At 69.6% G+C, this 23,348-nt stretch carries 24 protein-coding genes; 12 read left to right on the top strand and 12 right to left on the bottom strand.

Annotated features, from left to right (window positions below; genetic code table 11):
* Nucleotides 1–250 precede the first annotated feature (250 nt).
* Both ACTIE9_RS07975 and ACTIE9_RS07970 read left to right on the top strand, forming a co-directional pair.
* Nucleotides 251–994, top strand: a complete 744-nt coding sequence (locus tag ACTIE9_RS07975; protein WP_439565050.1) for a hypothetical protein — start codon at nucleotides 251–253, stop codon at nucleotides 992–994.
* 121 nt (nucleotides 995–1,115) lie between these two features.
* Complete coding sequence (locus ACTIE9_RS07970; RefSeq protein WP_439565049.1) at nucleotides 1,116–1,598, top strand: hypothetical protein; 483 nt, start codon at nucleotides 1,116–1,118, stop codon at nucleotides 1,596–1,598.
* Between the two features lie 10 nt (nucleotides 1,599–1,608).
* Here ACTIE9_RS07970 and ACTIE9_RS07965 read toward each other — a convergent pair whose 3' ends face one another.
* A complete protein-coding gene (locus ACTIE9_RS07965; protein WP_439565048.1) occupies nucleotides 1,609–3,354 on the bottom strand; it encodes an NERD domain-containing protein in 1,746 nt (581 codons plus the stop codon).
* 250 nt (nucleotides 3,355–3,604) lie between these two features.
* On the opposite strand from ACTIE9_RS07965, the gene ACTIE9_RS07960 reads away from it, so the two are divergent.
* Together ACTIE9_RS07960 and ACTIE9_RS07955 are read left to right on the top strand one after the other, a co-directional pair.
* Nucleotides 3,605–4,069, top strand: a complete 465-nt coding sequence (locus ACTIE9_RS07960; protein ID WP_439565047.1) for a nucleotidyltransferase family protein — start codon at nucleotides 3,605–3,607, stop codon at nucleotides 4,067–4,069.
* Between the two features lie 4 nt (nucleotides 4,070–4,073).
* Nucleotides 4,074–4,418, top strand: a complete 345-nt coding sequence (locus ACTIE9_RS07955; protein WP_439565046.1) for a HepT-like ribonuclease domain-containing protein — start codon at nucleotides 4,074–4,076, stop codon at nucleotides 4,416–4,418.
* Between the two features lie 4 nt (nucleotides 4,419–4,422).
* Here ACTIE9_RS07955 and ACTIE9_RS07950 read toward each other — a convergent pair whose 3' ends face one another.
* The 6 genes from ACTIE9_RS07950 to ACTIE9_RS07925 all read right to left on the bottom strand — a co-directional run bounded on the left by ACTIE9_RS07950 (nucleotide 4,423) and on the right by ACTIE9_RS07925 (nucleotide 8,697).
* A complete protein-coding gene (locus tag ACTIE9_RS07950) occupies nucleotides 4,423–5,199 on the bottom strand; it encodes a hypothetical protein (protein WP_439565045.1) in 777 nt (258 codons plus the stop codon).
* A 205-nt stretch (nucleotides 5,200–5,404) separates the two neighbouring features.
* Nucleotides 5,405–6,286 (bottom strand): hypothetical protein, encoded by an 882-nt coding sequence (locus ACTIE9_RS07945; RefSeq protein ID WP_439565044.1) that lies wholly within the window; start codon nucleotides 6,284–6,286, stop codon nucleotides 5,405–5,407.
* 125 nt (nucleotides 6,287–6,411) lie between these two features.
* A complete protein-coding gene (locus tag ACTIE9_RS07940; RefSeq protein ID WP_439565043.1) occupies nucleotides 6,412–7,224 on the bottom strand; it encodes a DarT ssDNA thymidine ADP-ribosyltransferase family protein in 813 nt (270 codons plus the stop codon).
* A gap of 52 nt (nucleotides 7,225–7,276) precedes the next feature.
* Nucleotides 7,277–8,053: a DUF429 domain-containing protein gene (locus ACTIE9_RS07935; protein ID WP_439565042.1), complete on the bottom strand. Its 777-nt coding sequence runs from the start codon at nucleotides 8,051–8,053 to the stop codon at nucleotides 7,277–7,279.
* Nucleotides 8,050–8,445, bottom strand: a complete 396-nt coding sequence (locus ACTIE9_RS07930; RefSeq protein WP_439565041.1) for a type II toxin-antitoxin system VapC family toxin — start codon at nucleotides 8,443–8,445, stop codon at nucleotides 8,050–8,052. The genes ACTIE9_RS07935 and ACTIE9_RS07930 overlap by 4 nt, the downstream gene beginning before the upstream one ends.
* 3 nt (nucleotides 8,446–8,448) lie before the next feature.
* Nucleotides 8,449–8,697: a type II toxin-antitoxin system Phd/YefM family antitoxin gene (locus ACTIE9_RS07925; protein ID WP_439565040.1), complete on the bottom strand. Its 249-nt coding sequence runs from the start codon at nucleotides 8,695–8,697 to the stop codon at nucleotides 8,449–8,451.
* A 98-nt stretch (nucleotides 8,698–8,795) separates the two neighbouring features.
* Here ACTIE9_RS07925 and ACTIE9_RS07920 point away from each other — a divergent pair, with 98 nt between their 5' ends.
* Nucleotides 8,796–9,677, top strand: coding sequence for a DUF4190 domain-containing protein (locus ACTIE9_RS07920; RefSeq protein WP_439565039.1), 882 nt, complete (start codon nucleotides 8,796–8,798; stop codon nucleotides 9,675–9,677).
* 81 nt (nucleotides 9,678–9,758) lie between these two features.
* Here the strand turns inward: ACTIE9_RS07920 and ACTIE9_RS07915 are convergent, their stop codons facing one another.
* Entirely contained in the window at nucleotides 9,759–10,700 is a 942-nt protein-coding gene (locus ACTIE9_RS07915; RefSeq protein WP_439565038.1) for a J domain-containing protein, read from the bottom strand.
* 347 nt (nucleotides 10,701–11,047) lie between these two features.
* Here ACTIE9_RS07915 and ACTIE9_RS07910 point away from each other — a divergent pair, with 347 nt between their 5' ends.
* From ACTIE9_RS07910 to ACTIE9_RS07885, 6 genes are all read left to right on the top strand, one after another.
* On the top strand, nucleotides 11,048–13,261 hold the full coding sequence (locus tag ACTIE9_RS07910) for a S9 family peptidase (protein WP_439565037.1): 2,214 nt from the start codon (nucleotides 11,048–11,050) through the stop codon (nucleotides 13,259–13,261).
* 57 nt (nucleotides 13,262–13,318) lie between these two features.
* Nucleotides 13,319–14,059 (top strand): Pr6Pr family membrane protein, encoded by a 741-nt coding sequence (locus ACTIE9_RS07905; RefSeq protein WP_439565036.1) that lies wholly within the window; start codon nucleotides 13,319–13,321, stop codon nucleotides 14,057–14,059.
* Nucleotides 14,060–14,130: 71 nt separating this feature from the next.
* A complete protein-coding gene (locus tag ACTIE9_RS07900; RefSeq protein ID WP_439565035.1) occupies nucleotides 14,131–14,340 on the top strand; it encodes a hypothetical protein in 210 nt (69 codons plus the stop codon).
* Complete coding sequence (locus tag ACTIE9_RS07895) at nucleotides 14,337–15,245, top strand: aminotransferase class IV (RefSeq protein WP_439565034.1); 909 nt, start codon at nucleotides 14,337–14,339, stop codon at nucleotides 15,243–15,245. The genes ACTIE9_RS07900 and ACTIE9_RS07895 overlap by 4 nt, the downstream gene beginning before the upstream one ends.
* Nucleotides 15,246–15,304: 59 nt before the next feature.
* Nucleotides 15,305–16,642 carry a maltokinase N-terminal cap-like domain-containing protein gene (locus tag ACTIE9_RS07890; RefSeq protein WP_439565033.1) on the top strand — a complete coding sequence of 446 codons (1,338 nt, stop codon included), beginning with the start codon at nucleotides 15,305–15,307 and terminating at the stop codon, nucleotides 16,640–16,642.
* A 308-nt stretch (nucleotides 16,643–16,950) separates the two neighbouring features.
* The gene (locus tag ACTIE9_RS07885; RefSeq protein WP_439565032.1) at nucleotides 16,951–17,526 is read left to right on the top strand and encodes a hypothetical protein; all 576 of its coding nucleotides are present in this window, start codon (nucleotides 16,951–16,953) and stop codon (nucleotides 17,524–17,526) included.
* Here the strand turns inward: ACTIE9_RS07885 and ACTIE9_RS07880 are convergent.
* The gene (locus ACTIE9_RS07880) at nucleotides 17,523–19,667 is read right to left on the bottom strand and encodes a DEAD/DEAH box helicase (protein WP_439565031.1); all 2,145 of its coding nucleotides are present in this window, start codon (nucleotides 19,665–19,667) and stop codon (nucleotides 17,523–17,525) included. The genes ACTIE9_RS07885 and ACTIE9_RS07880 overlap by 4 nt on opposite strands.
* A gap of 230 nt (nucleotides 19,668–19,897) precedes the next feature.
* Between ACTIE9_RS07880 and mmuM the strand changes: the two genes are divergently transcribed.
* Nucleotides 19,898–20,794, top strand: coding sequence for a homocysteine S-methyltransferase (mmuM, locus tag ACTIE9_RS07875; protein WP_439565030.1), 897 nt, complete (start codon nucleotides 19,898–19,900; stop codon nucleotides 20,792–20,794).
* Here mmuM and ACTIE9_RS07870 read toward each other — a convergent pair.
* From ACTIE9_RS07870 to ACTIE9_RS07860, 3 genes are read right to left on the bottom strand one after another with little or no spacing between them, the layout of a single operon-like run.
* Nucleotides 20,783–21,550, bottom strand: coding sequence for an amino acid ABC transporter ATP-binding protein (locus ACTIE9_RS07870; protein ID WP_439565029.1), 768 nt, complete (start codon nucleotides 21,548–21,550; stop codon nucleotides 20,783–20,785). The genes mmuM and ACTIE9_RS07870 overlap by 12 nt on opposite strands.
* Nucleotides 21,547–22,401, bottom strand: a complete 855-nt coding sequence (locus ACTIE9_RS07865; RefSeq protein WP_439565028.1) for an amino acid ABC transporter permease — start codon at nucleotides 22,399–22,401, stop codon at nucleotides 21,547–21,549. Before ACTIE9_RS07865 ends, ACTIE9_RS07870 begins: the two co-directional genes overlap by 4 nt.
* Nucleotides 22,401–23,240 (bottom strand): ABC transporter substrate-binding protein, encoded by an 840-nt coding sequence (locus tag ACTIE9_RS07860; RefSeq protein WP_439565027.1) that lies wholly within the window; start codon nucleotides 23,238–23,240, stop codon nucleotides 22,401–22,403. Before ACTIE9_RS07860 ends, ACTIE9_RS07865 begins: the two co-directional genes overlap by 1 nt.
* Nucleotides 23,241–23,348: the final 108 nt, after the last annotated feature.

Raw genomic sequence — 23,348 nt, 5'->3', positions numbered from 1 at the left:
GTTAAATCTGGTGCGCCCCCGCGTGCCGCTCCGATCCGCATTCTGGGGAGCGAACGGCGGGGCGTCCGCACAGCGTCACTTGAGCTTGCCTGCAATAGGGGCACCCACACTGAGGCAGCTGGGCGGACAGATCACCGGCTACGAATCATCAAGACCGCCATCAGGTTCGAGCAGGATCTGGGATTGACGCCACGTCGATACAGTCATTTCAAAGCGCTAACGTCAGGTTTATGCAGAAGCGGTCCGAATCGTGAGCGGCTCACGAGCGAAGGCAAGGCGACGCGCCGAACCTGCGCGAACAGAGGTAGCCGAAAATGCCGACTACCTGATCGCGGCCTGTCAGCGAATATTCGAGGCCGACGTGTCAGGCATCAAGGTGACACGACCAAGGCAGTTCATTATTGGTTGGTGGCGGGCGGCATTCGCTCAGGCCCACGCAAGTGCAACTCTTACTTTGGCCGGGCTCGCGCACGTAGCCGCGCCAAATCGCCGAGCGTACGCGGAGCTGGTCGTTCGTCTCCAATGGCTCACCGCAATCCCCCTGGAAGAGAGAGGCCCCGCCCTTGATGCAATGCTTGAACACGAGCGCGAACTAACGGAAAGGTCCATCGAACATCTCCGAACCATGGGGTTCGATTCGGAAAGAGATCTCAGCGAGATGCGTGCTTTCATCCTGGACGCTGCCGATGGTGTCCGCAAGGACGAAGCGCGAAGGTTCCTGGCCGCCGCACAGAGCACCAATGGCCAGTCGCTGGGCCTCTACGTCCTGTGGCGTGAAGAGACACAGTACGCACACGCGACAGGTGCGTTGGCTTCGGCCTACGCACCCGCATCAGCAGACTCGGATGGACAGCCGCCCGTGATGGACCGAGACCTCACGGGCCAGGTACATATGGCCTTCCTGGCGACGACTCTCGTCTACCACTTGCTGATCGACGAGGGCGTCCCACAGGAGTCAGCGACGCGACTTGTCGACGCATTCTTGGGGCTCTAGGCACGAGACTCGATGGCGCACAATAAATGCCCGTGATCCTGCATTGCCAACTGCCCCGACCGCGATCATCAGCCGGTTCCAGGTAATCCTCAGTGTCGTGTCTTGCAAGTAGGGTGCCACTGTGCCTGAACTCCTCGCCGCGTTGCTGAGCGTCATTGGTGTTGCAGTCGTGCCGTTTATTGGGTGGCTTTCGCAAAGATGGACGCGGGAAGCGCGTCTCATCTTGCGCGTGAATCGCCTCGGAAGTGCGCTTCAATTTGTGCCTTCGTCGGACGAAAAGGCAGCGTTGGAGAAGAACGTCCTAGCTGCTGTTCGGGATCTCAATGAGTGGATCGAGCCGATCAACAGAGGCATCAGGGGTGTTCAGCTTCTAATTGGCGTCCTCTTGTTCGTGGCCGGATCGTGGTTCGTAGTTTGGCTGCAGCCCCTTGCGGCGGTGCCTTCCGCAGTGTCTTTTTTGATGTCACTGGCGATAGGTGCGCTTGTCGCGACAGCGATGGTGAGCACCGGATTCCTGATGCAAAGACTCTTTACTCGGCGGCGTAGCGACGCAGATTTTAGGAATCGAGTAGAAAGACTGAAGCGTGGAGAAGGGCTCGCCTGAGCGATGCAACTCACCTCCCGACTGAAGTCGCCTCCAGCACCACCAGCCGATCCGTCGCGCGCGACGCCCCCACATAAAGCAGATCGCGGTGGTACTCCTTCGACAGGTCGACGTCGGTCAGAATCACCGCGGGCGCCTCAAGGCCCTTGAACTCGTGGATGCTCCCCCACCGAATGTGCGTCGAGTCGTCGATACTCGCGCCGAGGCGTGAGGTGAGGCGGGCATCCGTCGCCGGATTGGCCAGGGCCTGGCCGGCCGCCGACCGCTCGCGGGCGTAGGGCGACAGAATCACCAGCTCGCGCACCGTGAACGGCTCAGACAGGATGCGCTCGACGGCGTCGGCGAGCAGGCGCAGCTGCTCATCCATGGTGGTGAAGGTGTGGCGCTCGACCGAGACCTGGTCGTCGTCACTGCGGCGGTGCTCGCTGTAGAGGGTCGGCTCGCCGATGAGCTCGGCCACGAAGCGCGCCACCTCAGGAGTCGTGCGCACGTTCGACCGCAACTGCAGCGTGACGAGACCCGGGATGCGGCGCAGCACGGTGGCGCGGGCATCCGGTGCCTGATCGCCGTCGGAATTCTCGGCCGTCGCGTGGCGGCGGTAGATGACCTGGTGGTCGAAGTCTCCGGTGATAAACACAGCCGCCTGCGCGAGGCCGCCCACCATGAGCGCGTCGAGCACGTCGAGGTACTGCTCGAGCGCCACATCTTGCGCCTCGTCGATGACGAGGTAGTCGAACTGCGGCCCCAGCTCGAGCGCCGCTTCGAGCGCCTGCTCGGGCAGGGTGACGTCGTACCAGTCGGGCTCGACGCGTCCGCTCGCGAGTTTGCGCTGCGCCTCGTTCTTGCCGGCGTGCCGGTCGACCACCTGCGCCATCAGCGAGTGGATGCGCCGCACCTCAATGCCCTCACCGCACAGCTCGGCGAGCCGCGCCTCGATGAGCCGGTTGAACACGACGACGAGCGTGCGCTTGCCACTCTCGACCGCGCGTCGGGCGGCCTCGGCGGCCACCCACGTCTTGCCCGAGCCCGCCGGACCCTCGACCAGCAGCCGCGGGTTGCTGCCGACCACGTCGAGAATCTTCACCTGCTCAGTCGTGAACGTCGCCTGCTCGTGCTCGCGCCGGCGGGCCAGCTCTTTCGCACTGAGCTCGACCTGGAAGCGCGGGGTGAGCATTTCGGTGACTCTGCTCGTGTGATCCTGGTCGGGTTGACCCTCGACACGCCGGTAGCCGCTGATCGCTTCGGCCAAGTGGGCGCTCGCCTTGTTCAGGGTGCGGATGATCGCACTGGGAGCCTTGTCGGCTACGAGATCCGCGGCATCGAGCAACTGCCACTCGTGCCAGCCGATGCCGGCGCTGAACTTGCTTTTGCTCAGCTGGGTGAGCCACGCCGCGTGAAAGACCGGATACCCCACGGGCCCGGCCCCGCGCGACTCGAGAAACTCGATGATCGAGTGCTGCGCCCCCGACGCCTGCTCGAAGGGGCTACGGGTGACCCAGTCGCGCTTGCCGTAGCGCCAGCGTCCGTCACCGTCGGCCTCGATGCTCTCGTGCGACTTCACCTCGATCACGAGCACGCCGTGGCCGGGCGCGACGACCACGAAGTCGGCCTCGCCCTGCACCTGGCTGACGTGGTGGGCGATCTCGAGCGAGTGAAACACGACCCAGTCGTCGGGCGCTTGTCGCAGGGCCGCGAAGACGGCGTGTTCCCCGGGAGGGGCGTCGTCGCCAATCGTCGGCGGGATGATGCGGGCCATGAGGTGAGACTACTTCGCTGGTGGGCGCGCGGCGAGGGCGACAACTCGCTGGGCGCGGCCGGCGACATGGTGCGGCGTGCGCAGGAAGGGCGTGGGCCTCACACCCAATGTGACGCTCACGGCACGTGCCGCGGGAGACACACTGCCTCAGAGGATCGCGCCGACCCTCGTCATGCCACGCGCATGCCACACCGGGAAAATATGTACATATTTCTGTACAGTTTTGATGCACAGCGAGTACCCTCGACTCATGACCTCCACCGGCACCGTCACGACCGTTGCGGTCGCACGTTACGACCTCAGCCGCACCCTGCGGCGCTTTCGCACCGGCGACCTCGAGCCGGTCGTTCTCGGGTCGCACCGCAAGCCCGAGGCGGTCATCGTGCCGTACGCGACGTTTCGAGCGGTCGAGACCGTGGCGCCCGTTCTCACGCTCGACGCCCTGCGGCAGCGGCGGCGCCTCATCATGCGACTGGCCGCCCTGGCGAATCTCGACCGTGTACTCGTCACCGGCTCAGTGGCGCGCGGCGACGCCACCCCCGACAGCGATCTCGACCTCATCGTCGACCCGCAACCCGGAGCCAGCCTGCTCGATCTCGCCCAATTCGCTGATGACCTCGAGCAGCTACTCGGCCGGCCCGTCGACGTGCTCAGCGCGCGATCGCTCGACCCTGTGACCGATGCCGCCCTGCTCGCCGACGCCGTGCCACTATGACGCGGTGAAAGGCGACGCCAGCGACCAGGCCGCACGGTGGATGACCGAGCTCCGCTCTACGCTCACCACCGCCGCACAACTCGTTGACCGGGGCCGAGCCGCCTACGACGCCGATGCCGCCCTCCGCCTCGCATTCGAAGCCCTCAGCAATCGTGTTGGCGACCTCGCCAAGCGACTTGTTGCGCTCGACCCCGAGCGCTTCAGTGCGCCGATCTGGTCGGCGGCAGCCCGCAACCGTGACGTCGTGACCCACCACTACCACCGCATCGACTACGAGCTGCTCTGGCAGACCGTCGCGCACGACTTCAACGCGCTCAGCACCCTGCTCGATCAACTCTTGGCGTCGTAGTCCCCTAGTTCTCCGACCCGAACGGCACCGAGCTCACGTCGGGCGAGAGCGGCGGGGCCGCCGAGCCCCAGCGGATATCGGCGACGCCGCCCGGCACAGCCATGATGCCGGGGCGGGGCGGGCCCTCCGCGTGGCGGGCTGCGGCGAGCTGCAGAAACAGGTGGGTCGAGAGCTGGCCGAGCGGCACGTCGGCGTGCTCGGCTGCCGCGAGCGAGACGGTGCCGGCGATGCGGTCGAGCACCGCGTCGAAGTAGTGCTGGCGGATGTCGTAGGCCACGACCTGGTCGTGCACGACGTGGGATCCGAGCCGGGCGAACGCCGTCAGGCCGCGCGGGTGCCACAGCAGGTGCCCGTGGGGGTCATCCCACGCCTCGGAGAACGCGGTCGCGACCGCGCGCCAGTAGTGCGAGAACAGACCCGCCAGCAGCCGACCGCCCCGCTCGACCTGGCGATGCGCGAGCGACCCGGGGCCGTCGACCACCGCCTGCGCGATGAGGTCGTCGGGCAGGCAGATCTGCTGCACGTAGGTCGACTGGTGGTGCAGCATCTCGCCGATCACGGTCATGAACGTCGCCAGCGTGATCGGTGTCGACTGCGACGCCTGGTCGGCCGCTCCCCGGTCGCTCGTCGGGCTCGGCACGTGCACCCGGCCGGAGAAGACCGAGCTCGGCGCCAGCAGCTCGTCGACCAGCCACGCGGCGCGCGTCTGCGGCTCGTAGAGGGGGTGCGAGGCGCGGCGAAGGGTGCGTCGCGTCGGGGGGAAAGACGAGTGAGCGGCCACGGGATGCGCTCCCATCGGGTCGGCCCCGCCCGCGCACGACGACTCGAGCAACGGGTCGTGAGCACTCGGGGGCCGGTGCGGGTAGTCGGGTGAGGGTCGAACCCGGCGTGGGTGCGCCGAACGCGCGGCGCAAAGCCGAGCGTTCCTCCATCATGACGCACGGGACGCGCCAGCGCCATCCCCTCCGCAGGATGTCGCGACGCTGCTACTCGAGCTTCTCGATGAGCAAGACGCCACTGGAGAAGACGAGAGATCTCGGGGCGACACCCCCCTCACCGGTGACCAGCAGCTGAACCGCCGTCGGCTCGTCGACCGTGACGACCGTCCACGTCTGCACCGACCTCGTCTGCAGGGCCGGCGGCAACACGCGCGGCTCGACGATCACGAGCGAGTACTCCTCGGCACGATTCACCGACGACGGGCTGAGCTCGATGCGGAAGCTCCCAACCATCTGGTCTGCCCCCGTCGAGACGGCGGCGATGCGTGCGGAGATTCGGTAGGTACCCGCCGGGACCGTCACGGAATCGGGGGTGTCGGGAGCCACGTCGATGTCGAGGGCACCACCCAACCGATCGGTCAGGAAGACCGGAACCGGAATCGGGAATGGGTCAGCAGAGCCGTAGCCCCCGGTTTGGAAGTACGCGAAAGGGTACGGCGAGACCAACCCCGGCTCGCCCTGCACCCCGGGCTCACCCTGGGCACCCGGTACACCTTGCAGACCCTGGAGACCCTGGAGACCCTGGAGACCCTGAGGGCCTTGGGCGCCCTGGGGTCCGGCCGCGCCTGCCGCTCCGGCCGGGCCGGTCGGCCCCGGCGCTCCATCGCGGCCCGCCGCACCGCGCGTTCCCGGCGCCCCCGTCGCGCCGTTCGCCCCCGGCTCACCGGCCTCGCCCTGCGGGCCCTGCTCGCCGGGCTCGCCCTGCGGACCCGCTGGTCCGACGGGGCCGACCCCCGCATCCTCACCGTCGTCGGTCGTCGCAGGGATGCTCGCCGCGGCGATCACGGCACCCGACACCGCTCCGCCGCCGGCGCCGACGAGCAGCGCGGCCAGAATGATGAGAACGAGTGCGCGGGTTCCGATGGTCATGAGAAACCTCTCTGCCGGGTGATTCACAGAGTACTGCTCACAACCTTCACCCAGAAGTCGCCCCGATGTCCTTCGATTCGGGAGTCTCCGCAGCGCACACCCGCCCCGACCGGGCCCGAATCGCGCTAGTCGTCGACCTTCGGCACGAACCACGGCGGATACACGGCGACCTTCGCCGTCACTCCGGCGGCCTTGAGCAGCGCGCGCACTTCGTCGCGGCGGCGGTCGTTGGCGACGGCGACGAGCGCGACCGTCGCGAGCGACACCGGCCCGGGCACGAGCGCCTCAGCGGCCTGCAGTGCTTCGGGCGACGACGCGGCGCGGGCGAGCATCCGCTGCCGGCCGTCGACGCCGATGCCGAGCGTCGTCGCCGGAGCCGCCGCGTCGCCATCGGTCACCACGACCGTGTTCGACACGGCCGCGATGTCGACGCCCAGAACCACGAAGTCGATCGTGGATGCGGCCTTCGCCGCGGCGCTCCACGTCGGCCCGGGGGCACCCTCCTGCACCTCGAGCCACCAGGTGGCCTGCGGCGTCAAGCTGAACGCGACGCAGTCGGCGGCCGTGCGCTCCACGCCGTCATCGTCGTGACTACCGTCGCCCGGCACGGGCGCGGAGGCCCGCAGCTCGAGCGTCAGATCGCTCGCAAGCCGCACCACCGGCTCGGCCTCCGACGACGGCAACAGGCGACCGGCCTCGAGAATGGCGGGCAGGTTGCTCATGTGGGTGACATGGAAGATGCGCTGCGGCAGGTTCGGCGGGCGCACCTCGGCGGCCTTGCCCGTCGCTCCGGCGGCGGGGCTGCGCAGGCTGCGCGCCGCCTGGCGCGGGGCACGCCGCACGGGCGCGGGCGCCACGGGCGGGGGCGGCGGGAAGCAGCTGGCGCACATGCCGGGCTCGAAACCGTGGATGCACTCTTCCGTCGACGACCCAGCCACCACGCAACTCCCTCACAAGGGGCACCGCAGATCGCGGCCCGGCCCCAAACCTCTAGAGTATCGCGCCCAGCTCGGCGAGCCCGACCGTCGGAATCGCGATCCAGCCCTCCACCCGCGCGCGCGCCCTCTGCCGCTGCGGCTCGGGCGGGATGCTCGCCCCGCGCGCGTGCGCGAGCGCCACCAGCGCGGCGAGCACCGCATCGAGCGCGTCGGCCGACTCCCGCATGAGCGTGCGGTGATCGCCGAGCTCGAGCCACGGGGCCGCGCGGCCGAGGTCATCGATGAGGGCGGTGCGGGCATCCGGCGTCAGCTTGTAGCCCGGCCGCGCCAACCCCCACACGCGCAGCGCCATCGCGGGGTACACCTCGACGACGGCACTCGGATGCTGCCCCGACCGATCGACCACGCGCCCGTCGCCCGCCAGCCGGTCGAGCAGCACCGCGCACCGCAGCGCCGTCATGCCCAGCCGATCGGTGGCCACGCTGAGGGGTCGCGCTCCCGTGCGCTCGGTCACGACGCGGTCGGTCTCGCGGAAGGCGAGACGGCGGCGCCACGCGAGGTCGCCCGTGTCGGAGTCAGCCAGTCGCTCCCCCGATGCCTGCCGACCCACGAAGTCGACGAAGTCGACCGGCCAGCCGAGCGCGCAGTCGATGCCGATCAGGCCCGCGTCGCGGGTCGCGGCGAGCAGGGACTCGTCGTCGGCGCCGAGCCGCAGCGACTCGAGCGCGGCGGTCGCCCCTTCCGCTGCAGCGTGCTCGACGCGCAGCACGGCGACCGCGGTGCCCGCGGCCTCCGCCGCGAGGTCGACCCCCGCGACCCGCACGCTCACGAGCCCTCGACGATGGCCACCGCGAGCCCGTGGGCGGCTCGCTCGAGACGATGGTCGTTCGTCCAGAGCGCCGTGCACGCGGCTTTCTGCGCCGCGGCGAGGTGCAGGGCATCCGGAGTCGATATCGCGTGCCGGGCGCGCAACTCGGCGGCCCGCACGAACACCGCCTCGTCGAACGGCGTGCGCCCGACCGCGTCGAGAGTCGCCCGGTAGTAGTCGACGAGTGCGAGGTCACCGCGCTTGAGGGGCCCCGTCAGGCACTCCATGACGACCAACGGAGACACGACCAGTTCATCATCGGCGTGGTCGGCCAGTGCCTGCCGCGCCAACCGGCCGCGCTCTCCCTCGTCTTCCACGGCGTAGATGAGGATGCACGAATCGAGGTAGATCACGCCCTACGAACCCCAGCTCTCGCGAGCATCACGAATGTCGGCGTCGACCTCGGCCGCGCTGCGCGAATGCGGCGGTGGATTCCGCACGAGCCGCTCGGCGAGCGCTCCGGCGGTGGTACGCGGCTGCTCGACCGGCACGAGGCGGACGACCGGGCGTCCGCGCTTCGCGATCACGACGTCGTCACCGTTCTCGGCCGCGGCCACGAGCTTCGAGAGGCTGTTGCGGGCATTCAGAATGTTGACCGGCTCCATGCGCCCCCCTTTTCTGGCGTGATTATCTAGCCAGGATACCAGTCACCCCCTAAGTGAGGGATGTCCAAATGTCCGAGTACTCCCCTACGGTGAGCACCATGAATGAAGAATCCACCTCACAGACCCCCACCAACGATCCGGCGACAGAGACGCCGACGCCGCCGCCGGCGTACGCCGCGGCACCCCCCGCCCCTCCCGCCACGCCGGGCAAGGGAATGGCCATCACGGCACTCATCCTCGGCATCGTCGCGCTGCTCGGCGTGGCCATACCGGTGCTGAATGTCCTCTCGGCGATCCTCGCTGTGGTCGGTCTGATCCTGGGCATCATCGCTCTCACGAAAGCGACCTCGAAAGGTCTCCCGCTCAGCGGCGTCATCGTCTCGGGCCTTGCCCTGCTGCTGTCGCTCGTCTTCATCGTGGTCTACGTGGCCGGGTTCACGAACGCCGTGAACGACGTGCGCGACGACACCTCCATCATCGATGGCGAGCAGACCGAGGCAGAGCCGGAAGCACCCGAAGCCCCCGCCGAGTCTGAGCAAGGCACTCGCGACAACCCTGCCCCGCTCGGAACGACGATCGAGATCACCGAGTTTGGCGAGCCGATCTACGAGCTGACGATGGGGCCTGCCACGCTCGAGGCCAACGCGGCCGTGCTCGAGGCCAACATGTTCAACGAGCCGCCCGCGGCAGGCTTCCAGTACGCCCTAGTTCCGGTCACCGTGACCTATGTCGGAACCGAAACCGGAACCCCGTGGATCGACCTGTCGATCCAGTTCGTCTCGGCCGCGGGCACAACCCACACTGAGGGCGACACGCTCTCGGTCGCGCCGTCTCCGACGCTGCTCGACATCAACGAGCTATTCCCGGGCGGGTCGGGCACCGGCAACGTCGTCATCCAGATCCCCACCGACAACGCTGCAGGGGGTACCTGGTCGGTTTCGACGCTGTTCGGCGACCCGTTCTTCTTCACGGCCGAATAGCAGGCCTGCGGTTTCTCAGTCGTCAGCCGTGCGGAAGGATCGTCCGCACGGCTGACGCGCATCCCCACACGCGTCGCGCGATCACCCTCCCACGAACCCCCCGGCCGCCTGCAGGCGCGTGCGCACTTCGAACAGGTCAGTACCCCCGACGCCGACACCGGGCAAGCCCGTGCGGATGAGGTTGACGAGGCGCGAGCGCTGCACGAGCATCCCCTGGGCGCCGCGCACGCTGCCGAGCTCGACGGCCGACTCGGCCGCCTGGTCGTCTTCGACCACGATCACGAGCGCCGAGAACTTCACCCGTGCGGCGCGCGCGAGCACGCGAGCACGCCCGCCCAGCTGAGCGAGCGGCTTCTCGCCCGGCTCGAGCCCCTCACCGATGAGCTCGCCGCGCTTCACCCGCACGGGCGCGCCCCAGTCTTCGCTCAGCACCGCCCAGAGACCCGTCGGGCCGAGCACCACGTGGTCGAGCTTGTCGTCCGCGCGCGGGCCGGCGACGACGTCGTGCCAAACAGTGAAGCCCAGGCCGAGGGTCGACAGGGCCGTGGCCGAGCGCTCCTCCGCGATCGCCGCGGCCAGCAGGTGCTTGATCTGCCGAGGCGCCGAACGCACAAGAGCCGCATCGAACGGGTCGGGCAGGTCGACGCCGCGGCCCACCCACTCGCGGATATTCGCCAGGTACTGCTCGCGATACCAGCCCCCGGGATGCCCGTACGCCTTCGCGCTCGGCCGCGAGTCGTAGCGCCCCGGGCCGGATGCTCCGCCGCCGTGCTGCGCCCACGCGCGCCCGCCGCCAGGGCCCGCACCGGATTCCGCCCCCGAGTCGTAGGCATACCGGGCGGCGGGGGTTCCGACGCGCTGCCAGGCCCGCTGCACGGCGTCGAACGCCGCGGCCGAGCCGCCCGTGTCGGGGTGCGCCTCGCGCAGCCGCAGGCGGTAGGCCTTGCGCAGCTCGTCGTCGCTCGCCGTGGGGCTGACCCCCAGCACGTCGTAGGGGTTCGCGGCGAGCGGGGAATCAGACATGGTGCCGAAAGCCTACGACGGCCGGTTGAGCGGAGCCTTTACTCGGCGAGCCGACCGAGCTGAACGAGTTCGTCGGGGCTCAGCAGACCGAGCATGACGACGATCGCTCCGAGGGCCACAACGCTGGCGATCGTCGTCACGATTGCCAGCACCGCAGGCCCCGAGATGCGACGTTTCACGAACACCGCACGGCAGAGAGATGGCACCACACAGGCAGTCCTCCGGTTCGCCTCGAATCGAGAGCGTCCGGGGTCTGGGGACGGCGGGGTCAGTGTGACAGACGCCCCGGCTTTTCGCTACGGGCGAGATCGACATCGACCCTGGTCAGACGCCCTTACGCTGACACGGTGACCCTCACCCCGCCCCGCGCCGCCCAGAAGCCCCTCCGCCGCGAGCACCACGGCGACATCGTTCTCGACCCCTACGAGTGGCTGCGCGAGAAGGAGAACCCCGAGGTCATCGCGCACCTGACCGCCGAGAACGCCTACGCCGAGGCGCGCATGGCCCACCTCGACGGGCTGCGCGACCGCATCGTCGACGAGATCAAGGGCCGCACGCTCGAGACCGACATGAGCATTCCCGTGCGCGAGGGCGGCTGGTGGTACTACGGGCGCTCCGTCGAGGGGCTGCAGTACGGCATCCAGTGCCGCGTGCCGGCGATGCCGATCGACCCCGCGAACCCCACGGACCCCGCCGCGTGGACTCCCCCGCCGCCGCTGCCCGACCCGAGCCAGCCGCGCGAGGGCGAGCAGATCGTCATCGACGGCAACGTCGAGGCGGAGGGGCACGACTTCTTCTCTCTCGGGTCGCTCGACGTGAGCGACGACGGCCGCTGGCTGCTGTTCGCCGTCGACACCGAGGGCGACGAGCGCTACACGCTGCGCATCCGCGACCTCAGCACCGGCGAGACCCTGCCCGACGAGATCACCGAGACCGCGGCGGGAGCCTTCTTCGACCCCAGCGGGCAGTTCGTCTTCTACTCGACGGTCGACGAGTCGTGGCGACCCGACACCGTCTGGCGGCATCGCGTCGGCGCCACAAAGGCCGACGACGTCGCCGTGTTCCACGAGCCCGACGAGAGCTACTGGGTCGGTGCCGGCCGCACCCGCAGCGGCCGCTACCTCGTCATCGAGGCGTCGAGCAGCATCACGAGCGAGGCCCGCGTGCTCGACGCGCGCACGCCCGAAGGCGAGTTCACCGTGGTCTGGCCGCGCCGCGAGGCCGTCGAATACGACCTCGAGCACGCTGTCATCGGCGGGCGCGATCTCTGGCTCATCACGCACAATCACGAGGCCCCCGACTTCCAGATCGTGGCGGTGCCCGTGGATGCTCCGCTCGCCGACCCCGTCACCCTCGTGCCGCACGAGCCCGGTCGTCGGGTCGAGGGCATCGACGCCTTCGAGCGCTTCCTCGTGCTCGACTACCGGGCCGAGGGGCTGCCCCGCACGGCCATCGCGCCGCTCGAGCCCACGGCCGAGCTCGCGTCGCTGCACTGGGGTGGCAGCGCATGGGTCGAGCTGCGCGCCCCCCTCGAGGGCGACAAGCTCGTGTCGATCGGCGCGCGCGGCAACCCCGAATGGAGCCAGCCGCTGCTGCGCTTCGGCTACGCGAGCTTCACCGAGCCCTCCACCGTCGCCAGCCTCGATGTCGCGCGCATGCGCGAGGGCGCCGCCGCCATCACGGTGCTCAAGCAGCAGCCCGTGCTCGGCGGCTACGACCCGGCCGACTACGCCGAGCGGCGCGACTGGGCGATCGCGCCCGACGGCACGCGCGTGCCGGTGTCGCTCGTGTGGAAGAAGGGGCTCGTTCCGTCGCTCGACACCGGCTCTGGCACGGCGAGCAGCCTGCACCTCTACGGCTACGGCAGCTACGAGTCGTCGATCGACCCCGGCTTCAGCATCCCGCGGTTGTCGATGCTCGACCGCGGCGTCGTGTTCGCGATCGCCCACGTGCGCGGCGGCGGCGAGCTCGGTCGCGACTGGTACGAGACCGGGAAGACGACGCAGAAGACGAACACCTTCACCGACTTCGTCGCGGTTGCCCGGCACCTCGTCGACACAGGAGTGACGGCGCCCGATCGGCTCGTCGCCGAGGGCGGCAGTGCGGGGGGCCTGCTCCTGGGGGCTGTCGCCAACCTCGCCCCCGAGCTGTTCGCCGGAATCCTCGCCGATGTGCCGTTTGTCGACCCGCTCACGAGCATCCTCATGCCCGAGCTGCCGCTCACCGTCATCGAGTGGGACGAGTGGGGAGACCCCCTGCACGACCCCGAGGTGTACCACTACATGAAGGCGTACTCGCCCTATGAGAACGTGACCGAGCAGGCCTACCCGCGCATCCTCGCCGTCACCTCGCTCAACGACACGCGCGTGCTGTATGTCGAGCCGGCCAAGTGGGTCGCGCGGCTGCGCGAGGTGGGGGCGGATGCTGTGCTGCGGTGCGAGATGGAGGCCGGGCACGGCGGCGTCAGCGGCCGATACTCGGCCTGGAGGCAGCGAGCGATCGAGCTCGCCTGGCTGCTCGACGTGCTCGGGCTCGCCGAGACGGAAACCCCGATCAGCTGAGGGATGCTCTGCAAGATTCATGCGTATGCACGCAGATTTCTTGCTAGCGTCGCAGGAGTGACTGCGACCTCCCCCCTCGGTGAAAAAGCCGCCGCCGCCCGTCTCGCCACCCTCCGCCACATCGCCGGAATCATCAGCATCGTGGCGGGCCTGATCGTGCTCGTCGCGCTCATCACCCAGATCACCGACCAGATCTCGGTGGGCCGTTTCGAGCCCACCGAGTACTTCGCCTTCTTCACGATCCAGACGGCGATGATCAATATCGTCGTCATGATCGCCGGCGGCATCATGGCCTTCCGGCTCGAGCGCGACACGCGCCTCTACACGGCGATCCGGGCGAGCATCTTCTCGTACGCCATCGTCACGGGGGTCGTCTACAACCTCCTGCTGCGCGATATCCCCAACGACGACGGCTACGTCGGGCCGGTGTGGCCCAACGAGTCGCTGCACGTCTGGATTCCGATCTACATCGCCCTCGACTGGCTGCTGACCCCCGGGCGCGTGCGCATCGCCTGGTCGGCCCTCTGGCTCGCCGTCAGCTACCCGCTCGCGTGGGTCGGCGTGACGATGCTGCGCGGCGCCGCCACGGGCTGGTACCCCTACCCGTTCCTCGAGCCCGACGGCCCGAACGGCGTCGTCGGCGTCGTCGCCTATGTCGTCGCGATCGCGGCCTTCATCATCGTTCTCGCCGCCCTCGCCGTGGTCATCAACCGCGTGCACACGCGCGGCGTGCGCGGCGTCGGGCAGGGCCGACGGCAGACCGGGCCCATCCCGGTCGTACGCGCCGATCTTCGGTAAACGAGCATGGGTGCGCTGGCCGTGATCGTGAGGATTTGACCAATGTCGGTGCAGTGCACTCGACTAGGCCCATGAACGACACCGCCCCTGGGCCGGGAGTGGCGCCGTGTCCGCAATGCGGAACACCCGAACCCCTGCCCATCCACTACGGCTACCCCGAGCCGCAGCACATCCGTGCCGCGCTGCGGGGTGAGATCGCGCTCGGCGGCGTCGTGCACGAGCCCGACCCGCCGGCCTTCGAATGCCGCAACGACGCATGCGGGTATACCTTCTCGGCATGACCGTGCAGCACCTCCTGCTCGTCGTGCCCGCGCCGCCCGGTTCGGCCGCGACCACCGCGCACCTCGTCGAAGCCGATGCGGAGCATCCGCAGCTCTCGGTGCTCGACGTCGCGGCGACGCGCGGTGACGGCATCTTCGAGACGCTGAGCATCGGGCGGGGGCGACCTCAGGCGCTGGAGGCGCACCTCGACCGCTTCGCGCGGTCGGCGCGCATGCTCGACCTGCCCTCCCCTGACCTCGCGCTGTGGCGGGATGCTGTGCTCGCGCTCGCGCAGCACCTCGCCGACCACGACGAGGCCTGGGTGAAGATCGTGCTCTCGCGCGGCGTCGAAGCCCCGACCGCTGGGGGCCAGAGCGCCGGCGCGCAGCTGCCGACGGGCTGGGCGTACGGCACCGTGTCGCCCGACTTCCGGCGCGAGCGCACCGAGGGTGTCGACGTCGTGCTGCTCGATCGGGGGTTGCGCAGCGATGTCGGTGTGACGAGCCCCTGGCTGCTCGCCGGCGCGAAGACGCTGTCGTACGCCGTGAACCGCGCCGCCGTGCGCGAGGCGCAGCGCCGCGGGGCCGACGACGTCGTGTTCGTCTCGAGCGACGGTCTGCTGCTCGAGGGCCCGACTTCGACGCTCGTCCTCCGTCGGGGCGACGAGCTCGCGACGCCGCCCGATGCCCTCGGAATCCTGCCGGGCACCACGCAGGTCGACCTGTTCGCCGCGGCCGATCAGTGGGGCCTGCGCACGGCCGTCGAGCGGCTCACCCCCGACGACCTCGCGGCCGCCGATGCCGCGTGGCTCGTGTCGAGCGTGCGGCACGCCGCACCCATCCGGTCGGTCGGCGGCGCGGCGCTGCCGGTCGACGCGCCGCTGACCGCGGCCATGAACGGGTTCTTGCGGGCCCGGACCGCGTAGAGCGAGCCCCTGTGTATGGTCGAACCATGCACAGCACGATGGAGTGCCTCACTGATTGGATGACGCGCCAGCGGTGGTACGCCGGCAAAGGCCGGGTGCCGAACCTGGTCGAGGTCAGTCGTCAGGAGTGGCAGAGCGACGATCCGGATGCCCGCATCCGGGTGCTCCTGGTGCGCGACACCGCCAACAATCCCCCGTCGCTGTACCACGTTCCGATCGTGCTGCGCCGCACGATCCCCCGCGGATCCGGGGCGGCGTTCATCGGCCGCGACGAGCACGACGACTACCTGTTCGACGGCGCCTACGATGCCGCCTACACGCACACGCTGCTGCGACGGCTCGGCGTGCACCGCGACAACGAGACCTCGCGGGTGCACGGCGGAGAGCAGTCGAACACGTCGATCATCTTCGACACCGGGTCGGAGGCACCGCTCGTGGCGAAGATCTTCCGGCTCGTGCACGCGGGCGAGAACCCCGACGTCGTGCTGCAGACGGCCCTCACGAGTGCCGGCAACCGCTCGGTGCCGCGGATGCTCGGCTCGGTGACCACCACCTGGGTCGACCCGCTCGGCTCTGACACCCACACCGACGAGCCGTCGACGGGGCACCTCGCCTTCGCCCAGGAGTTCGTGCCGGGCGTGCGCGACGGCTGGCCGCTCGCACTCGAGGCCGCGGCGGCCGGCGAGTCGTTCGCGGCCGATGCCGAGCGCCTGGGTCGCGTGACGGCCACCGTGCACACGGCGTTGGCGAGCTGCATGCCGACACGCGAGCCGACGCTCGGCGACATCGTCGGGTTCGTCGCCGGCTGGCACCAGCGGCTCGCAGTGGCGATGTCAGACGTTCCGCAGCTGCGCGCACTCCGCCCGGCCATCGAGGCCGTGTACGACGCGGCGCGCGAGGCTCCCTGGCCGGTGCTACAGCGCATCCACGGCGACTACCACCTCGGCCAGGTGCTCCGCCGGCCGAGCGGTGAGTGGTTGCTGGTCGACTTCGAGGGGGAACCTCTGCGCCCTCTCGCCGAACGCACGCGCGTCGACTCGCCCCTGCGCGACGTGGCGGGCATGCTGCGCTCGTTCGACTACGCCGTCGGATCGCTGCGCAGCGAGAGCCGCGCCGCGGCCGGCGCGATCGACACGGCCTCGCTCGACCTCGACGCCCTGGCGCTCGAGGCCGCGCGCGCCGACTGGGCCCGCGAAGCGCGCGCCGCCTTCCTCGACGGCTACATCGCCGAGAGCCAGACCGACCTGCGGGCGCACCGCGCCCTGCTCGACGCCTTCGAGCTCGACAAGGCCGTGTACGAGGCGATGTACGAGGCGCGCAACCGGCCGACCTGGTTGCCCATCCCCCTCGCGGCGGTCGCCTACCTCGTATCGGCCGATCGCGCCACCAAGCGCTGACCACCCCGCCCACCACTCCTGACCATCTCTTCCTGCCGCCTCTCCTGTGGGCTACACCCTTTCACCGTTCCCGCCCCTCGACTCGCCCCGGGCAGACTCCCGAATGCAAGGAGGACGAGCCGACTTTGCTCGTGATAGTCCTTGGACTCGGGAGTCTCTCCGGGCAGTGTCCGGCACTCAGCCGTGCACCGGCATCCGCACGCTCGGTGCACCGCTCCGCGTCCTCCCCTCGGCGACGAGAACGCCGATCCACACCGTGCGGACCCACGGTCGCCGATCGGGGTGGAGTCATGCCCGATCGTTGCCACATGCGTCGACCCACCAACACGTACTCCGGTCCACCGCGCGGCAACGGCTACCTGTCAGGGCCGGTCCTGCAGCTGCTCGAGCGCACCGGCGGCATCGTTTCGACGCGCGAGCTCCGGGCGATCGGCGTGGACCCGACGACGCTCGAGTTCTATCGCGACCGCGGCTCGCTGCAAGCGGTGCGCCAAGGCTGGCACTGCCATCCCTCCGTGCCCGAGATCGTGCGGCTCGCCTGGCGGTTCGGAGGACCGCTCGCGTGCGTCAGCGCACTTGCCTTCCACAACGCGATCTCGACAGACACGGCGATCTCCGCTGCCGTCATCGGGGCCCACCTCCACGTGTGCCTTCGAGACAACGCCATTGGAGCGCCCAGCCCAGCCCAGCTCGCCGGGCGATGGGGCATCAGCGAGCCGCTCGCGCCGGTCATCCACTGGAGCTCGCGCGACGCCGCCAGCGGCGACCGGCGCGCGGTGAGCCGCGCGGTCGCCCTGCGGCAGGCCGATCGGTGCGACCGGCGCGCCGAGGTTCCGGCACGGCGGGGAGGAGCGGCGCGGCCTGGAGGAGCGGCGCGGGCCTAGGCGGCCGCGCGCTCCTCCAGCGCGTCGGTGAGCATGGCGATGAGCGCCTGCACCTGAACGGTGCCCTCGGCCGCGACCTGCTCGTCGCTGCCGTCGAGCGCGCGCGCCGCGAGGCCCGCCTTCGCGTCGATGAGGTCGGCGATGCGCGCATCGATCGTCTGCGCGGCGAGGATGCGCCACGCCGTCACCGGAAGCTCCTGACCGATGCGGTGCACGCGGTCGATCGCCTGCGTCTGCTCGGCCGAGGTCCACGACAGCTCGGCGAGCACCACGTTCGAGGCCGCCTGCAGGTTGATGCCGACGCCGGCCGCCGACAGCGAGCAGACGATCACGCTCACCTCGGGGTCGTTCGTGAAGCCGTCGATCGCCTCCTGGCGCGCCTTCGGGCTCTGATCGCCGCGAATGCTGACCGACCGCAGGCCGACCGAGGCGAAATGGGCCTCCGCGGCGTCCATGACGTCGATGTGCTTGGCGAAGAACACCACCTTGCCGACGTTGCGGGCCAACTGAGCCGTGTAGTCGGCCGCGAGAACCGCTTTCGCCGTTCCGATCTTGCGCACCATCGTGAACACGTTGTCGCCGCCGGTCGCCTGCTTCGACTCCTCGAGCTCGGCCGTGGCGACGAGACGCACCAGGTCGCGGTCGATGCCGATGGGCTTGACCTCGCGCGCTGCGACCACGCGGCGGTAGCGCTCGACGAGGCGGCCGATGAGGGCTTCCTCCGACGCGCGGATCGAGCGCGCGACATCGTCGTCGAGCTCGACGGGGATGTCGGCGATGCGGCGGGCAGGGATGTCGGCCGCGACATCCACCTTCTTGCGGCGCACAATGCCCATCTCGATGACGCACTGACGGGCAGCGGCGAAGAAGCCGGGATCCGCCGGTGTCAGCTCGGTCTCCTCGAGCGAGGCCATGAGGCGGCCCAGCGGCTTCTTGTCGTCGATCCAGCCCAGGAACTTCCAGATCATGCGGAAGTCTTCGATCTGGTTGATGAGGGGCGTGCCCGTGAGCGCCATCATGAGCGCCTTCGGGTGCAGCACCCGGATGTTCTGCGCGAGCGACTGCACGTGGCGCGACCGCTGCGAGGTCGCGTTCTTGATGAAGTGCGCCTCGTCGACGACCATGCCCTTGAAACCGAAGCGGCCCAGCCAGCCGACGTGGCGATCGAGGATCTCGTAGTTGACGATGACGACGTCGCTGAAGGCGTCGAGGTCTTCTCCATCGCCATGCACGACAGTCGACGAGCGCTGCGGGATCCAGCGCTGCACCTCACGCGCCCAGTTCGTCTTCACGACGTTGGGCACCACGACGAGCAGGGGGAAGGCGTTCGCGACGTTGGCCGCCATGAGCGCCTGCGCCGTCTTGCCGAGACCCGGCTCGTCGGCGAGCAGGAACGTGCGGTGGCCGCGGCGCACCGCCTCGATGAGGCGCGCCTGGTGGCGCATGAGCTCCATGCCGCCGGGGGTCACGAGCGACCCCATCTCGGGCAGCGGCATCGACGCGGCCTGGCCGCCCGAGCCGTACTCGAACGAGCGGAAGAGGGGCTCGATGAGCTCCCAGTTCGCCAGGCGCCCCGCCGTCGACGCCGGCACGGGCTCGAGCGCCGACAGATCGGGGGCGAGGAAGGGGTTGGCGAGCTGGGCCTGCTTCACCGACTTCGGCACGACCTGCTTCGCGACCTCGGGGGTCACGGCGACGGGTTCGGTGACGATGAGCAGGTCATCCGGCTCGAGCTCAGCGCCCGACGCCAGCAGCATGTCGCGACGCAGCGCCTTCGCGGCGTCGCTGACCTTCGCCTCGGGGGCGAGCAGCGTGATGAGCGACGTGTCGCGCGCGGCCGTCTTGGCCATGATGCCAGCGAGACCGTCGAGACGCTTGAGCACCTCGGCACGCTCGCTCTCGGGCACCTCGCGGTCGTCTTTCACCCGAGCGCGCTCCTCGCGCACGAGCAGCGCCGCCACCTGGAACTTCGTGCGGTTCGAGGGGCTCACCTTGGCGCCGCGCTCGGCGGCGCTCTCGACCTCGCGCACGGCGCGCGCGAGGATCGGGATGATGCCCTGCTCGTCGAGCGGTCGCCGCCGACGCGTGGATGCCTGACGCGTCGATGAGTTCTTCCTCTGACGCTGGCCGGTCTGGGCCATGCCCCTCCTCGGGTGCTGACGGATACCACGCGGCACTGCCGGAGCGGCCGCGAAGAGAGCTTCGACCCCGCCGAAGACGTGAGGGCCGATGATCACCCCGAACTCTGACCCGGTCGAGAACCCCCGGGGAGACGTGATGTCTCCTCCAGTGTAGTGCACCGATCGGTCTCCTGTGACGATGCATGACGCCGCGCTGGGCGCTGCGAGCGCGACTGCTCGACAATGAGCGTGTGCTCCCCCCGACCCTCGCGCCGCGCACCGTTCTCGACGGCGGTCTCGGCAGTCATCTCGAATCACTCGGCCACGATCTGACCGGCAGCCTGTGGAGCGCGCGACTGCTGATCGACGATCCGGCGGTGATTCGGGATGCCCACCGCGACTACTTCGCGGCGGGGGCGATGGTCGCGATCTCGTCGTCGTACCAGGTCTCGTTCGACGGCCTCGTGGCGATCGGCATCGCCGCCGCGGACGGCGAGGAGCTGCTGCGCCGCAGCGTCGCGCTTGCGCGGGAGGCGCGCGACGCGACCCGTCCCACGGGTCTCGTCGCGGCATCCGTCGGCCCGTACGGTGCCGCCCGCGCCGACGGCTCGGAGTACACCGGGGCCTACGACCTCGATCGGGAGGGTCTGCGCCGGTGGCACGAGCGCCGGTTGGCCGTGCTCGCGGATGCGGGGGCCGACCTGCTGGCGATGGAGACGATCCCGACGCGCGACGAGTCGCGCGCGCTGCTCGACCTGATCGCGGGCTCGGGCGTGCCCGCCTGGATCTCGTTCACCGTCGCCGAGGGGCGCCTGCGCGACGGCGGATCTCTCGCGGACGCGTTCGCCGACGCCGATGCGATCGACGAGATCGTCGCGGTCGGCATCAACTGCTCGCACCCCGATGAGGTCGACGGGGCGATCCGCGCGGCGCGGCGCTCGACCGGCAAGGCGATCGTCGTCTACCCGAACAGCGGCGAGACCTGGAACCCGGCGACACGGCGATGGGAGGGCGTCGCGGGCCCCACGCCCGACCGCATCTCTCGGTGGCGCGACGCGGGCGCGACCGCGATCGGCGGATGCTGCCGCGTCGGACCCGACGAGATCGCCGAGATCGCCATCGCCCTGCGCGACGAATCAGGCGACTGAGCTCCCGCTCCCGCCGGGACCGATGAACCGCGACAGGAACGCCCGCGTGCGATCCTCGCGCGGATTCTCGAAGACATCGGCAGAACGCCCCTCCTCGACGATGACTCCCCCGTCGAGGAAGACGACCCGGTCGGCCACATCGCGCGCGAACGCCATCTCGTGGGTCGCCATCACGATCGTCGTCCCCTCGGCAGACAGCTGGCGCACGAGGTCGAGCACCTCGGTCACGAGCTCGGGGTCGAGCGCCGAGGTGATCTCGTCGAGCAGCAGCAGCTCGGGGCTCGTCGCGATGGCGCGCACGATGGCCACGCGCTGCTGCTGGCCGCCCGAGAGCCGGTCGGGAAACTCATGGGCCTTGTCGGCCAGGCCCACGCGATCGAGCAGGGCGAGCGCCGTGGCCTCGGCCTCTGCCCGCGGCGTCTTGAGCACCCGTCGGGCAGCGAGTGTGACGTTGTCGAGCACGCGGATGTGCGGGAACAGGTTGAACTGCTGGAAGACGATTCCGATGCGCGCGCGCACCCGATCGGCGGGCACCCGCGGGTCGCTGATGTCGTCGTCGCGCAGCCAGATGCGGCCGTCATCGAGCTGTTCGAGCAGGTTGATGCAGCGCAGCAGGGTCGACTTACCCGAGCCGCTCGCGCCGATGAGCGCGACGACCTCGTGCTCGGCGACGGCCAGATCGACGCCGTCGAGCACGGTCATGTCGCCGAAGCGCTTGACGACGCCCTCGATGCGCAGAACGGGGTCGGCGCTCATACGAGGCTTCCCATCTGCTCGCGCGCCCGCAAGCGCGCCGTGTACCAGTCGGTGAGCCGGATCATCGGCAGAGCCAGCAGCACGAACAGCAGCCCCGCGAGCACGTAGGGTGTGAAGTTGAAGTTCGCCGCCGTCTCGATCTGAGCCGCACGCACGGCGTCGACGACGCCGAGCACCGAGATGAGCCCGACGTCTTTCTGCATCGCGACGAAGTCGTTCATGAGCGCCGGGGTCACCTTGCGGACCGCCTGCGGCAGCACGACGATGCGCATCGTCTGGCCGTGGCTCAGCCCGAGCGAGCGCGCGGCGAGGCGCTGCGAGGGATGCACGGCCTCGATGCCCGCGCGGAACACCTCGCTCACGTAGGCCGAGTAGGTGAGGATGAGAGCGATCGTTCCCCAGAACTGCGCCGAGTTGCGGGGGAAGAGCTCGAGACCCGGAATGCCGAACCCGACGAGGAACAGCACGATGATGAGCGGCAGCCCTCGGAACAGGTCGGTGTACGCCGCCGCGAGGGCCCGCAAGGGGAACCAGATCGGCCCGCGCAGGGTGCGGATCGTCGCAATGATCACGCTCAGCACGAGCACGCCGATCGCCGCGAAGAACAGCACCTGGATGTTCACCCACAGCCCGGCGATGACACGGGGCCACGCGGCGAGCGCCGTCTCGAGGTCGAAGAAGCTGCGCTGCACGCTCTGCCAGCCGGGCGTGTTGACGACGGTCAGCCAGATGACGACCGCGAACACGATCGTCGAGACGAGCGACACGAGCACCGACCGCACGTTCTGCGTGCGCCGGTATGCGCGCCGCCCGATCTCGACGTCGCTGATCGGGAGGGACGAGGAGCGCACTACTGCAGGATAGGCGCGCCTGCGTCGGCACCGAGCCACTCGTCGGCGATCTCGGCCAGGCGGCCCGACTCGCGCAGGGCATCCACCGCGGCTGTCACCGCGGCCGTGAGGGGGCTGTCCTTCGCGAGCACGAGACCCCACTCGTCGCTGATGCCGGCGTCGGCGGGGAGCTGCCCGAGGAGCACTCCTCCGTCGAGGATGACCCCCGTGAGGAAGAAGGCCGTCGGCAGGTCGACGACGAGGGCGTCGATCGTGCCGTTCTGCAGGGCGAGCACGGCGTCGTCGTTGGTGTTGAAGGCCTGGGCTCCCGCGGTCGGGGCGATCTGCTGCTCGATGGCGGTGAAGCTCGTGGTGCCGGTCGCGGCCCCCACGAGCAGCCCCTCGAGGTCGGCGAGGCTCGTGGCTGAGGCTGCGGGCGACGACTCGATGGTGATCACGGCCTGCGGGGTCGAGTAGTACGGGCTGGAGAAGTCGACGTTCTCGGCGCGCTCGGGGAGGATCGTGTACTGCTGCAGGTTGAAATCGAAGTCCTTCGGCCCGGGCTGGATCGCTGCCTCGAAGCTCGTGCGCACCCAGACGACGTCTTCCGCCGCGAAGCCGAGCTCCTCGGCGACCGCGTAGGCGATCGCGGCTTCAAAGCCCTCGCCCGAGGTCGGGTCGTCATCGATCACGTACGGGAAGTAGGCGGGCTCGCCCGTCGCGATCGTGAGCTTGCCCTCGGTGACGTAGCCGGAGGGCTCGGTCGAGTCGGAGGGAGCCGTGGTCGTGCAGGCGGCGAGGAGGAGCGCAGCGGTCGCGACGAGGGAACCGAGGGCGACGGTGCGGGAGGTGCGGGGCATGGGCGAGTCCGATCTCTGGGCATCCGGCAAGGGGGTGAGAAGAATTGTCACCCGACCGCGCGATCATTGTGCACGCGGTGACGGATTGTTACGGCGATCGCTGGGCGC

The sequence above is a fragment of the Microcella sp. genome (assembly GCF_051860105.1).
Taxonomy (GTDB): Bacteria; Actinomycetota; Actinomycetes; order Actinomycetales; family Microbacteriaceae; genus Microcella.
Note: the sequence above shows the minus strand (reverse complement) of the source record. Positions and strands in the feature narration are given on the sequence as shown.